The sequence below is a fragment of the Bradyrhizobium sp. 613_E4_N2_2 genome, from assembly GCF_052075995.1.
GTDB classification, from domain to species: Bacteria; Pseudomonadota; Alphaproteobacteria; order Rhizobiales; family Xanthobacteraceae; genus Bradyrhizobium; species Bradyrhizobium barranii.
Genome location: NZ_CP197234.1, coordinates 5,795,370 through 5,808,405, shown reverse-complemented (window position 1 = coordinate 5,808,405; position 13,036 = coordinate 5,795,370). Strand labels below are relative to the sequence as shown.

Here is a 13,036-nt window from a genome sequence, read left to right as displayed (position 1 = left end):
GCCGTGGATCGGCCTGTTCGCTCTCAGAAAAAGCCCTTCGCGGGCAACGGCGTGCCGTTGATCTCGTGTTCACCGATCGAACGCGCCTTGTAGGTGGTCGGATTGTGCGAAGAGAGCGTGCGCGCATTGCGCCAGTGACGGTCGAAGTTGGTGACCTTCTTGGTCGCCGATGCGCCGCCGACATCGAACAGCAGGCTGCCACCTCGGATGGCGAAATCATCGGTGATGATCTTGGCCTTTGCCGAGAGCAGCGCGGCGGTGTGCGCCGCCTCTGTAGCGTTCGCCGCGCCGGCGTCGAACGCATCGGTTGCAATGTCGAGCGCCTCGGCGGCCGCCAGCACCACCGTCTCGGCCGCAAAAGCGCCGCTGGCGATCTGGCCGACCGTCTGTTGCAGGAGCGGATCGTCGGTCGGGATCTCGGTGGGCGCGTAGTAAAACGTACGCTTGCGCGAGCGGACCAGGGCTGTCGCATCGCGCAGCGTCGCGCGTGCAATGCCGGCAACGACCGCCGTCAGGAAGAGCTGTGCAAACGTGTTGGAATAGGGCACGCCATAACCGCCGTCCGGCGTATCGAACACCACTTCCTCGCGCCTGACCTTGACGTTACGGAAGTGCGTCGTGCCGGTTGCGGTAAGTCGCTGCCCGAGCCCGTCCCAGTCGTCGACCAGCTCGATTCCCTCGCGCTTGATCGGCACGATCGTGGCGCCCGTCGCTCCGGACGGATCGGCCGCGCGCACCAGCACATAATCCGAGTACAACGTGCCTGTGCTGTAGTATTTGGTGCCGTTCAGCAGATAATCGCCGTTCCCGTCGGGCGTGAACGTCGTCCCGGGCGTGACATTGCCGACGCGCGGGCTTTCAAGCTCGGTCGTCGCAAGTCCGATGATGGCGCCCTCGGCGACCGCCTTCTGCCATTGCCGGCTCTGCTCGTCCTTGGGGGAACGCACCAGGCGCTCGACCACGCTGAAATGGTTGCGCAGGATATGCGCGACATTGGCGTCGGCCTCGCCGAGGCGAATGACGAAGGCGAAGAGATCGCGGATCGTGCTGCCGGCGCCACCGGCGTCCAACGGCAGCCGCAACGCGCCAAGGCGTGCCCGCCGGATGAGATCGATAACCTCGAAGGGCAGGACGCGGTCGCGCTCGCGGTCGCTGGCCCCCTCGGCGATCTGGTTGAGCAGAGCCTCCAGCTCCGGCGAGCCAGCCTTGATCGGCTCGGATGTGCCGAGAGAGGGGGCGGATACAGTCTTGTTCATTGTCTTGGCCTGTTGGTAGCGTTTTCAGAGCTGGGCGAGATGATCGGTCACCTTGACCGGCTCCGGCAGAACCTTGCGGGCCACGAGCCAGTCGGCGGCCTTTTGCAGCTCGCTGATGAAGCGCTCGTCGTTGACCGCGAAGTAGCGGTATTTGCGGTTCATCGCGATGAACTGGTCGCGGACCTGATCGCTGTATTTCCCGGCCTTCTGCGCGATGTACTCGGCATCCTTGCAGTTCTCCGAGATCCACTTGCCCTCGGCGCGGAACGCGTCATTCACGGCGCGGACGAGCGCGGGATTGTCGGTCGCGAACTTGCGGGTGGTCAGATAGGACGTGTAGTCGATCTGGAATTCGAGATCGCGGCCTTCCAGAAAGATGTCGTGCGCCTTGTATTCGAGCCGGGCGATGTCGACGCCAGGGCTCCACATCGACCAGGCGTCGACCTTGCCGGAGGCGAGCGCCGGCGCCGCATCAGGAGGATTGAGATAGACGAACTTCACCGCGGAGCGGTCGACCTTGTGTTTCTCGAGCGCCGCGACCAGCAGGAACTCGCCGAGGCCTGAGCGATTGACCGCGACCGACTTGCCGACGAGGTCTTCGACCTTGTCGATGCCGGAGCCGTCTTTGGCGATGATCGCCGTGGTGCGGGGCTCGTAGACCACGAACTGGGTGAACACCAGCGGCGAGCCGGCGATGATAGCGGCGAGCGCAGGCGTGGTGCTGCCGCCAAAGCTGAAATCCGCGCTGCCGCCCGTCACCGCCTGCAAGGTCGGCGCATGATTCGGGAAGGGGCCGAGCCACTCGACCTTGATGCCATCCTTGGCCAGCACCTTCTCGAACTCGCCGCGCTCCTTGGCGATCAGATTGAGGCCGCTCAGGCCCCAGGTCAGGCGGACCGTGTCGGTGGTACGGCCAGGCGCGGCCTGGGCGAATTCGCTGATATTCATGCCGGCGAGCGCGCCAATGCCAAAGGCTGCGGAGCCGAGGAAGCTGCGCCGGGATGGTTTGGCGATCGATGAGTCGGACATTTTTGCCTTCCGGATGACCTAGCTGGGAGAATGGGAGACCACGCCAAGCTCGCTAAGGAGTTCGGCGCGCGAGATGGATGCCGAGCTTCCACGCCCGGCGCGATGCTCGTAGGCGATTGCGCCGTTGCGCATCACGAGGATGCGATCGGCCAGCGCGATGGCTTCGTCGACATCGTGGGTGACGAGCAGGACGCCGGGCTGATGATTGGCCACCAGCTCGCGGACCAGCTCGTGCATGCGGATACGGGTGAGCGCATCGAGCGCGGCAAACGGCTCGTCGAGCAGCAGAAGCTCGGGCTGCTGCACCAGCGCGCGGGCGAGGGCAACGCGCTGGGCTTGTCCGCCTGAAAGATTGCGCGGCCAGTCGTCGAGCCTGTCGCCGAGGCCGACCTCGGTGAGCGCTTCGGCGGCGCGTTCGCGAGGATCCGGAACCTGCAAGCCGAGCGCCACATTGCGCCAGAGATTGTCCCAGGGCAGCAGCCGATGCTCCTGAAACACCACGGCCGGCCGGCGGGGCGCCACGATACGGCCCCCCTGGATGGGGTCGAGCCCGGCCAGCGCCCGCAACAATGTTGTCTTGCCGCACCCGCTCTCGCCGAGCAGGGCGACGAATTCGCCACGATCGATGCGTAGGTTCAGCTTCTCGATCACGACGCGGCTGCCGTAGCTGCGGACGAGGTTGCTGACAACGACGGCCGGTCCGGATTCGAACGGCGCGGAGGGCTGCGGAGCGACGTGCACGTTCATCTCGCTGCTCCGTAATTCGGATGCCAGGCGAGGAGACGCTGTTCGAGAAAGCGCGCCATGGCGTCGGCCGCGACGCCGATCAGCGCGTAGATCACGATCGTCAGGACGATCACATCGGTGCGCAGGAATTCGCGCGCATCCATCGCGAGAAAGCCGATCCCCGACTGCGCGCCGATGGTTTCAGCCACGACCAGCGCGAGCCACGCCGTGGCGAGAGCGTAACGAACACCGGTCAGGATCGACGGCAGCGCGCCGGGAAGGATGATCCGGCGGATCAGTTGAAGCGACCTCAGGCCCTGGACGCGCCCCAACTCGAGCAGCTTGGGATCGACCTGGCGGATACCGAGCACCGTATTGATGTAGATCGGGAACGTGACGCCAAGTGCGACAAGGAAGATCTTTTCCGCTTCGCCGACGCCCAGCCAGACGATGACGAGGGGGAGCGCGGCGAGGAAAGGGATGGCCCTGATCATCTGCACGCTGCGGTCGATCGCGGCTTCCGCTACCCGCGAGAAGCCGACAAGGATGCCAAGCGTGGCGCCGACCGCAGACCCGATCGCAAAGCCCGCCGCGGCACGCAGCAGGCTGACGCCGAGATCGTTCAACAGGGTCCCGGTGGTTACGAGCTTGTACGCCGTTCGGATCACCTTGCTTGGTGCAGGCAGCACCTGCGGCGAAAGCCATCCCGCCTGTGCAAGTGCCTCCCAAACGACAACGAGCAGCAGGGGTGCAACCCAGGACAGGAGCTGGAGGCCGCGAGCGCCAAGCTTGCTTGCCGCCGCAGGCGATTTCATGCTGCCTTGCGATGACGGCGCGTTGTCAGCGACGATTGTCGTGCGGTCGATTTGGCTCAGTTCGATATTGCTCAAGACGTGAAACCTTGTTCAGCGCAAAATGTCCCATGAAATCGTGCCGACAGAAATAGAGCGCTATTTCAATTGTCGTTCGCTCCGGAGTGATCTGCTGTCGCCACGGTGCCGCTGCGCGACAAAGAAAATCTTTTGAGGCGGATGTGCTTGATCTTGCGTCAGGCCTTGGCGAGAACAGGCGACGATCGAGAACTTGACGAGAGAAAGTCACAGGAGAGCACGATGGCGACTGCACCTCTTCGCTTCGGCATCTGGGCCCTGGTGCACGGGCCGCGCGCGGCGCATCAGGATCCGGAAGAGCCCTATGATGCATCCTGGGAGCGCAATCGCGATCTCATTCTCGCAGCCGAAGAGCTCGGCTACGATTCCACGCTGATCGCGCAGCACACGATCAATCCGCATCAGGAGGACCTCGATCAGCTCGAGGCCTGGAGCGCCGCGGCAGCGATCGCGGCGCTGACTAAGCGCATCGAGATCATCGCCGCGATCAAGCCCTATCTCTATCACCCCGTGGTGCTAGCGAAGCTGGCGCTGGGGATCGAGAACATCAGCCGTGGCCGGTTCGCGCTCAATCTCGTCAATGCCTGGAACCGCCCGGAACTGGAGAAGGCGGGGATCGGCTTCCCGGAACACGATGCACGCTACGCCTACGGCCGCGAGTGGATATCGGTCGTCTCGCGCCTCATGGAAGGCGAGCGCCTCAATTATGCGGGCGAGCATTTCAACGTCACCGACTATGCGCTGCGTCCGACCAGCTTGTACCGCAAGCGGCCGGCCATTTATGTCGGCGGCGAGTCGGAGCCGGCGCGCGATCTGGTCGCCGGCCATGGCGACGTCTGGTTCATCAATGGCCAACCGCTGGAGGATGTCGCCGGCCTGATCGCCGATGTCGCGGCACGTCCGCGCGGTGACACGCCGCCGCTGCGTTTTGGTCTGTCGGCCTTCGTCGTCGCCCGCGAAACCAGGGAGCAGGCGCAAGCCGCCCATGAGCGGTTGCTGAGCCTCGCCGCGAAGGACGCGCCGATGAAGGCGATCCTGAAGCAGAACACCGACCCCAAGGTCGTGATGATGCAGACCATGCAGAAGACCCCGCGCGTTGGCAGCAATGGCGGTACTGCCGCGGGGCTGGTCGGGAGCTATGACGAGGTGGCGGAGCGCATCGAGGCGTTCCATGCGGCCGGCATCGAGCTCTTCATGCTGCAATTCCAGCCGTTCGAGGCCGAGATGCGGCGATTTGCACTCGAGGTAATTCCGCGCGTGCGGGCCAGGCGATCGGCCAAGCCCGCCGACGGGCGGGCTCGATCTCTGGGATAGATAGTCGGGACAGCTAGGCTGATGCGACCTCCGGCGACCGCTTCGCATATCGGCTCACTGGTCGCTGCAGGCCAAAATGATCGCGCAGCGTCGAGCCGGCGTACTCGGTGCGGAACAGCCCGCGACTCTGTAGGATGGGCACGACGGTATCGACGAAGGTCTCCAGACCGGACGGCAGTACGTCTGGCATGAGGTTGAAACCGTCGGCGGCACCCGCCTTGAACCAAGCCTCGATGTCGTCGGCGATCTGCTCCGGCGTGCCGACGATGATGCGATGTCCGACGCCGCCTCCGAGCGCGCGGATCAGCTGTCGGACTGTGAGATTGCCACGCCGTGCGATATTCACGGTGCCTTGGAACATGGTGTGGTTGGCATTGACCGGAAGCGGCAGGGGATCCGGCAGGGGCTTGTCGAGCTCGAGGAGGGTAGGGTCGATCTGAAGCGTGCCGGCCAACCGCGCCAGGCTGTATTCGATCGGCACCAGTTCCCAGAGCTCGTCCTGTCGCCGCTTGGCTTCGGCCTCGGTGCTGCCGATGACGGTGGCGAGCCCGGGCAGAATGACGATGGAATCGCCGGAACGACGATAGGACGCGGCGCGTGCGCGCAGATCGCGCGCATACGCGACGCCTTCCTCGATGCTTTGCGCCAGCGTGAATACGGCTTCTGCATAAGCTGCCGCGAAATCGCGCCCGTCATTCGAGCCACCCGCCTGCACCGTGACCGGTCGCCCCTGCGGCGAGCGTGGGACGTTCAGAGGTCCGGCCACCGAGTAATGCGGGCCGCGGTGCGCGATCGGGTGCACTTTCGACGTATCAACAAATCGCGCGCTCGCCTTGTCGCCCACAAAGGCGTCGTCCTCCCAGCTGTCGAACAATGCGTGGACGACTTCCGTGAACTCCTTGGCGCGCTCGTAGCGGGCCTTGTGTTCCGTCACCGACGACAGACCGAAATTGCGGCCTGAAGCGGCATCTGCCGTGGTGACCGCGTTCCATCCCGAGCGGCCGCCGCTGGCGTGATCGAGCGTCACGAAACGGCGTGCGATGTTGTAGGGCTCGTTGTAGGTCGTCGACACCGTTCCAATCAGACCGACGTGCCTGGTCGTTGCGGCAACTGTTGCCAGCACGATGGTTGGCTCCATCGACGTGAACGACCGGCAGTCGATGCGGTCGTTCACGGCTGGCGAGTCCGCCAGAAAGATTGCGTCAAACTTGCCGCGCTCGGCAATCTGAGCCACGCGCACATAATGACCGAGATCGAAGAAGGCGCGTGGATCGCTGTCGGGCAGTCGCCAGGCTGACGGATATACGCCGGAGTGAAGCAGGTTGACGTTCAGGTGCAATTGGCGTGGCGACATGGGGATTCCAAAGGTCAGCTGGTTGTCGGGTCACGATACGCAACGATCGCGCAGCATCGAATTGTCGGATTGGCGTTCGACGTCGTCGATTTCATCCACCGTCGGCGTGAGTGCTCGAATAATTTTTCAAACTTCATGTGCAGCCGCGGTCGCGACCGTTTGCATGTTGCGTTTGCGCGCGACGACGAATTACATCGCGATGCAACAAGAGATAACGCCTCGTGCAGATCGGATGAAGCGTAAACGAACGTCATCCTTCAATTGATGATGTTCGATGCGCCGATTGCAGGGGCAGCAGCAGAAACGATTGCGAGTGACGCGGATGAAGAAGAATAATTTGCTGGTGAGCGGCGTGGCGATTGCCTTGCTTGCGTCGAATGTAGCGTATGCCGAAGACAAGCCGGTTTCCGGAGGCGCGTTGCGGTGGGGCGTGACGACCGAGCCATCATGCTTCGATCCGCATTATTCGTCACAGCAGGCCGCGTTCTTCGTGGCCCGCAATTACATCGACTCGCTGATCGCGAAGAAGGCGGATGGCACGTTCGCACCCTGGCTTGCGACCGAGTGGTCGATTTCGACCGACGGCAAGGAATACACATACAGACTGAGGGAAGACGTCGTCTTCCACGACGGGGAGAAGTTCGACGCTGCAGCGGTCAAGGCCAACTACGATTTCGTCAAGAAGCCCGAGAACGCGGTCACCGCGGTCTCGCTGCTCCAGGCCTACGATCGTGCCGAAGTGGTCTCGCCCTATGTGGTCAAACTGGTGTTGTCGACGCCGGATTCGAGTTTCCTGGAGTCGACCTCGAATGTGAAGCTCGGCCTGATCTCGCCGAAATCGCTGGCGAAGGGTGATCTCTGCGGAGGTGGACGCGGGTTGGCCGGCACGGGACCGTTCGTGTTCGAGAGCTACACGCGCGGCCAGTCCGCGGTGTTCGCGCGCAACGCGGCCTATAACTGGGCGCCTGGCAATGCCGCGCATAACGGACCTGCTCATCTGGACCGCGTCACTTTCCGCTTCCTCCCCGAATATGCCGTTCGCACGGGCGCATTGACCTCGGGGCAGGTGGATCTGATCGAGGGCGTGCAGCCGACCGATGCGCCGCTGTTCGCGGAGCAGCCGGGCTTCAAGCTGCTGACCGGCCCGTCCGGCGCCAGCACGTCCTTCACCTTCAACATCAACTACACGCGCCCGCCGGCGGACGATGTTCGCGTGCGCCGCGCGCTGCGCGACGGTTTCGATCTGGAGCCGATCGTGAAGCAGGTCTATCTCGGCACCGTGCCGCGCGCCTGGTCGATCATCGGCCCGGCCAATCCCGCCTATAACAAGGCACTGGTCGGTTCCTGGGGCAACGACATTGCTGGCGCCAACAAGCTGCTCGACGAAGCCGGCTGGACTGGCCGCGATTCCGAAGGCTTCCGCACCAAGGACGGCAAGCGCCTCTCGATCGAGGTCGGCTATCCGCAGCCCTATGTGCGCGACAATCGCGACATCCTTATCCAGGGCGTCCAGGCGGCGTTGCGCAAGAATGTCGGCCTCGATCTCAACCTGCGCCTGATCACGGCGGGCGAATACGCCAAGAACAACGCCAACGGCACCTGGGTGATCTATCCCAATACGGACAATCCGTCCGATCCTGCCCGCGAGCTCTGGGACATGCTGGGATCGAAGGGCTTCCTCTATTCCAACATTCCCAATCCAGACCAGGAGATCACGAGCCAGATCGACGAGTCGTTGCGGACGACCGATCCTGTCCGCAAGCGGCAGCTCACCGACGCGATTCAGAAGCGGGGTGTGGACCAGGCCTTCATCGTGCCGTTGTTCGCGCCGAGCTGGTTCCTGGCGGCGAAGAGCAACGTCAACGGTCTGGGCTTCGAGGCCGGCCTCGACTCGCCGTCCAGCGCCTACGATTTCTGGATCGCGAAGAAGTAGGCCATGTGGTCCCGCATCGTCTCCAGGCTGTTCACCAGCCTGGTGGTGGCCTGGGCGAGCGTGACAGCAACGTTTCTCGCGTTGCATGCGCTGCCCGGCCGCATTCAGGACATCCTCGCCGGTGACGTCGAATATCCCGGCCTCCGTGAGGCGATCGCAGCCGAATGGGGCCTCGATCGCTCGTTGCCCGAGCAATACGTCGAGTTCTTGTCGCGCATCCTCCGCGGCGATTTCGGCACGTCCTATGTGCTGCGCCAGCCGGTGATCGAGGTCGTCGGATCGCAGCTTCTGCCGACCGTCGAGCTTGCGCTCACGGCCGGCGTGCTTGCGATCTTGATTGCCGGCTTCATCGCGCTGCTGACTGCGGGGCGAGGGCGGTTCTCGCGCGAGCTGGCCTCGTTCGTCGAACTGGTGTTCGCCTCGACGCCCGTCTTCTGGCTCGGCATCCTCCTGCTGATGGCATTCTCGTTCAATCTGCGCTGGTTTCCAGTATCGGGCGCGGAGGGGTGGAATTCCCTCGTGCTGCCGGCGATCACCCTGGCATTGCCGACCGCCGGCCTGCTGACGCAGGTTCTGCGTGAAGCCATGGAGAAGACGCTCGACCAGCCCTTCGTGACGACCGTGCGGTCGCGCGGCGTCGGCGAACTCGTCATTCGCTGGCGTCACGTGTTGCGGCACGCTCTTTTGCCGGCGGTGACGCTAGGCGGTTGGCTGATCGGCGGTCTGCTCGGCGGTGCGGTCATCACCGAGAAGGTGTTCGGCCGGCCAGGCCTCGGCACGGTAACGTTGGGCGCGGTGCTGACCCACGACGTACCGGTCGTGCTCACCGTCGTGCTGCTCGCAGCCTTCATCCACGTTGCCGCGTCCACGCTGCTCGACATCCTCTATGTGCTGATCGACCCGAGATTGAGGGCCCAATGACCGCGCCGTCGCATCGCTCCTTCGACACGGCCGTACCGCTCGAGGCCCCGCAAGACCTCGTTGGCTTCGAGGCGTCACATCTGGCTGCAATCGCTGTTCGGCGCCGTCTGCCGTTCGGGCTCGTCCTGTCCTTCGTCTTCGTCGCGCTCCTGATCGCGGCGTCGATCGCGCCTTCGCTGTTCACGCACTTCGATCCGCTCGTCGGCGATTTCAGCGAGGGCCTGAAGCCGCCGGGCTGGGCGCATCTGTTCGGGACCGATCGGCTCGGCCGCGACGTCTTCGCGCGGACCGTCTTCGGCACGCGCTACTCGCTCCTGATCGGGTTCGGCGGTGTTGCGGTCGGACTCGGAGCAGGCATTGTCCTCGGCATCATCGCGGGCCAGCGCAATCGCATTCTGGATGAGGCCGTGTCGCGCCTGTTCGATATGCTGTCGTCATTTCCCGGCGTGCTGCTCGCCATGCTGATCGTGACCTTCCTCGGCCAAGGCATGCTCAACATCGCCATCGCGGTCGGCATCGCCGGCATCCCGAAATTTGGTCGCGTGGTGCGGGCGCAGACTCAGCTGATACGTGATGCCGATTACGTGACGCAGGCCGCGATCTACGGGTTGAGCCGCTGGCAAGTGTTCATCCGGCACGTCCTGCCCAACGTCCTTGTTGCCATCCCGATCATCGCCACCGTCTATATCGGCTCGACGATCCTGATCGTATCCGGCCTGAGCTTCCTCGGGCTCGGACCGCAGCCGCCGACGCCGGAATGGGGCGTGATGCTGGCGGAGAGCCGGGATGTGCTGCGCGTCGCCTGGTGGCCTGGAGTCTTCCCGGGCCTCGCCATCACCGCGACGGTGATCGCCTTCAGCGTGATCGGCAATCACCTACAGCAGAGATTTGAAGGGCGGCTTGCATGAGCAGCGTAGGTTCGCAGATAGATCGGGCAGCGCCGGTCGTCGAGGTGCAGGGACTGAGCATCGGCTTTGCCGGCGCCAATGGTGGCAAGCCGATCGTTGTTGATTTCGATCTGACGATCAGGCCCGGCGAATGCGTTGCCCTGGTCGGTGAATCCGGCTCGGGCAAGAGCATCACCGCGCGAAGCCTGCTCAATCTCGCCGGCGACGGTGCGAGGACCGCCGCGCACCGGTTCGAGATCAAGGGACGTGACGCTCGCAGCTTCGGCGAAGCCGACTGGCGCAAGCTGCGCGGGACCGTGACCGGGCTCGTCATGCAGGATGCCCTGGTCTCGCTCGATCCCTTGCGCACGATCGGCCAGGAGGTTGCCGAGGTCATTTCGAGCCATCGCATTCTGACCGATGCAGGCGCTATCCGGGATCGGACGCTGCAGACGCTCGGCAAGGTCGGCATTCCCAACCCCGCTGATCGTGCTCTGCAATATGCGCATCAATTGTCCGGTGGCCTGCGCCAGCGCGCGCTGATCGCGTCGGCGATCGCGGCTGATCCCGATCTCATTATCGCGGACGAGCCGACGACCTCGCTCGACGTCACCGTCCAGGCGCAGGTGCTCCAGGTCTTGGCGGAGCGAATCCGGGAGGGGGCGGGTCTCCTGCTCATCAGTCACGATCTCGCGGTGGTCGCCGGCATCGCCGACCGTGTCATCGTGATGCGCGACGGCCGGGTGGTCGACAGTGGGTCGACTCGCGATGTCCTTACCCATCCGCGCCATCCCTATACGCGGCAGTTGATCGCGGCGATTCCGTCGGGGCGGTCGCGCGGGTCCAGGCTCGCGTCGGCGAGGTTCGAGCCCGGTGCGAGCGACGCGACGGCGGTCTCCATCGTGCGGGAGCCCTTGCCGCAGCGACAGGCGGCAGGCGAGGTCGTGCTCGAAGTCAAGGAGATCTCGAAGAGTTTCATTGCGCCGAAAGCCGCCGGGCGGGCGAAGTCGGTGGTCCTGCAGGACATCAGCTTCGATGTCAGGGCCGCCGAGGTCGTCGGCATCGTCGGCGAATCCGGCTCGGGAAAATCCACCTGTGCCAAGATCGTGCTCGGGCTGCTTCACCCGGATGACGGTGAGGTAACATTGCTCGGAGAGCCCTGGTCCTCGGTCGCGGAAGCCGGGCGCCGCCGGCTTCGTCGCAAGCTGCAATACATCCCGCAGGACGCACTTAGCAGCTTCGATCCGCGCTACCGCGTCAGGGACATCATTGCGGAAAATCTTCCGGGCGCCGATGGCCGCATCGCGCGCCTGGACCGGATCGTGTCGCTGCTCGAACTGGTCGGCCTGAGTGTCGATCATCTCGATCGGGTGCCGCGATCATTGTCCGGCGGCCAGCGTCAGCGGGTGTCGATCGCGCGGGCGCTAGCGGCTGAACCCGCCATCATCGTCTGCGACGAGCCGGTCTCGGCGCTCGACATCTGCATCCAGGCCCAAGTGCTTGACCTCCTGGCCGAGCTGCAGTCGCGGCTCGGAACGGCGCTGCTGTTCATCTCGCATGATCTCGGCGTCATCGAGCATCTGTGCGACCGCGTGCTCGTCTTCCAGAACGGCCGCATCGTCGAGCAGGGTGGCGCCGAGGCCGTGCTCAGGCAACCGCAGCACGCCTACACAAAGAGCCTGCTGGCATCCGTGCCGGACATCCAGCGTGGCTTGAGCGCGGCCTAAGCCGGAAGTCAGGACCCCTTCGGCGCCCAGATCTTGATCGCCGTGGTATCGATCTTCACGGGGATCAGGCCCTCGGCGTGGAACGCGTCCGCAATGCGCTGCTGCTCGGACAGGCCCGGGCCGGTCACCGCGCCCACCTGATAGGAGCGGTGGCTGTTGGCCTCTTCGACGGTCGCCGCGTCAATCCCCCAGAGGCCCGCCAGCAACGTGGCCGCGTCTTTCGGCTGCGCCTTCACCCATTTGCCGGTCACCGAGAGCTTGGCGAAGATCACGTCGAGGACTTCGGCATGCTTGTCCGCATAAGCGGCCGAGGCGAGATAGTAGCGCTTGTAGCTCGCGAGACCGTTGCTACCGTCCGTCAGGATGCTGCCCTTCGTCTGGTGCAAGGCGCTGGTCAGGAACGGATCCCAGGCCACCCAGGCATCGACGTTGTTGCTAACGAACGCAGCGCGGCCGTCGGCGGGTGTCAGATAAGCGGGCGTGATGTCCTTGAAGTTGAGCCCGGATTTCGCCAGCGCCGCAAGCAGCAGATAGTGGCTGCCGGCACCCTTGGTGACGGCGATCTTCTTGCCCTTGAGCTCAGCAATGGTCTTGATAGTTGAAGACTGTGGAACGACGATCGCCTGCGCCGCCGGCGAGGCTGCTTCCTCCGCGACATAGGCGAGCTTGGCGCCCGCGGCTTGCGCGAAGATCGGCACGGTGTCGGCGACGTCGGCGCCGAAGTCGATGCTGCCGATGTTGATGGCTTCCAGCAGCGGCAGGCCGCTGGTGAATTCGTGCCAGGAGATGGTGACGCCGAGCGGAGCCAGCGCCTTCTCCAGCCCCCCGTTGGTCTTCAGGATCGCCGTTAGTGTCGAGGACTTTTGATAGCCGATGCGGATCTCATCGGATCTCGCGGGCTGAACGGACGCCACGGCCAAGAAGCCGAGCGCAACCGCGGCAAGGGCTCGCAGGCGGAACGTGAGATGATGCATTTCGGGTATCCTGTTCAACGAAACT

The 13,036-nt window shown here is 64.2% G+C and carries 11 protein-coding genes; 5 read left to right on the top strand and 6 right to left on the bottom strand.

Annotation, left to right across the window (positions count from 1 at the left end; genetic code table 11):
- Nucleotides 1–23 precede the first annotated feature (23 nt).
- From AB7290_RS28020 to AB7290_RS28005, 4 genes are read right to left on the bottom strand one after another with little or no spacing between them, the layout of a single operon-like run.
- Nucleotides 24–1,256 (bottom strand): acyl-CoA dehydrogenase family protein, encoded by a 1,233-nt coding sequence (locus AB7290_RS28020; RefSeq protein WP_085404162.1) that lies wholly within the window; start codon nucleotides 1,254–1,256, stop codon nucleotides 24–26.
- A 24-nt stretch (nucleotides 1,257–1,280) separates the two neighbouring features.
- Nucleotides 1,281–2,285, bottom strand: coding sequence for an NrtA/SsuA/CpmA family ABC transporter substrate-binding protein (locus AB7290_RS28015; RefSeq protein ID WP_085404161.1), 1,005 nt, complete (start codon nucleotides 2,283–2,285; stop codon nucleotides 1,281–1,283).
- 18 nt (nucleotides 2,286–2,303) lie between these two features.
- Entirely contained in the window at nucleotides 2,304–3,032 is a 729-nt protein-coding gene (locus AB7290_RS28010) for an ABC transporter ATP-binding protein (RefSeq protein ID WP_085404160.1), read from the bottom strand.
- Entirely contained in the window at nucleotides 3,029–3,826 is a 798-nt protein-coding gene (locus AB7290_RS28005; protein ID WP_085404212.1) for an ABC transporter permease subunit, read from the bottom strand. Before AB7290_RS28005 ends, AB7290_RS28010 begins: the two co-directional genes overlap by 4 nt.
- A 297-nt stretch (nucleotides 3,827–4,123) precedes the next feature.
- On the opposite strand from AB7290_RS28005, the gene AB7290_RS28000 reads away from it, so the two are divergent.
- On the top strand, nucleotides 4,124–5,215 hold the full coding sequence (locus tag AB7290_RS28000; RefSeq protein WP_085404159.1) for an LLM class flavin-dependent oxidoreductase: 1,092 nt from the start codon (nucleotides 4,124–4,126) through the stop codon (nucleotides 5,213–5,215).
- A gap of 13 nt (nucleotides 5,216–5,228) precedes the next feature.
- Here the strand turns inward: AB7290_RS28000 and AB7290_RS27995 are convergent, their stop codons facing one another.
- A complete protein-coding gene (locus AB7290_RS27995; protein WP_085404158.1) occupies nucleotides 5,229–6,569 on the bottom strand; it encodes an LLM class flavin-dependent oxidoreductase in 1,341 nt (446 codons plus the stop codon).
- A 322-nt stretch (nucleotides 6,570–6,891) separates the two neighbouring features.
- Between AB7290_RS27995 and AB7290_RS27990 the strand changes: the two genes are divergently transcribed.
- Genes AB7290_RS27990 through nikE form a run of 4 tightly spaced genes read left to right on the top strand, consistent with a single transcriptional unit; the run spans nucleotide 6,892 to nucleotide 12,037 of the window.
- Nucleotides 6,892–8,502, top strand: coding sequence for an ABC transporter substrate-binding protein (locus AB7290_RS27990; protein ID WP_193560907.1), 1,611 nt, complete (start codon nucleotides 6,892–6,894; stop codon nucleotides 8,500–8,502).
- Between the two features lie 3 nt (nucleotides 8,503–8,505).
- A complete protein-coding gene (locus AB7290_RS27985; protein ID WP_094184390.1) occupies nucleotides 8,506–9,423 on the top strand; it encodes an ABC transporter permease in 918 nt (305 codons plus the stop codon).
- Nucleotides 9,420–10,331: an ABC transporter permease gene (locus tag AB7290_RS27980; protein ID WP_094184389.1), complete on the top strand. Its 912-nt coding sequence runs from the start codon at nucleotides 9,420–9,422 to the stop codon at nucleotides 10,329–10,331. The genes AB7290_RS27985 and AB7290_RS27980 overlap by 4 nt, the downstream gene beginning before the upstream one ends.
- On the top strand, nucleotides 10,328–12,037 hold the full coding sequence (gene nikE, locus AB7290_RS27975; RefSeq protein ID WP_085404157.1) for a nickel ABC transporter ATP-binding protein NikE: 1,710 nt from the start codon (nucleotides 10,328–10,330) through the stop codon (nucleotides 12,035–12,037). Before AB7290_RS27980 ends, nikE begins: the two co-directional genes overlap by 4 nt.
- A gap of 8 nt (nucleotides 12,038–12,045) precedes the next feature.
- Here nikE and AB7290_RS27970 read toward each other — a convergent pair whose 3' ends face one another.
- A complete protein-coding gene (locus AB7290_RS27970; protein ID WP_193560906.1) occupies nucleotides 12,046–13,011 on the bottom strand; it encodes an aliphatic sulfonate ABC transporter substrate-binding protein in 966 nt (321 codons plus the stop codon).
- Between the last annotated feature and the right edge of the window lie 25 nt (nucleotides 13,012–13,036).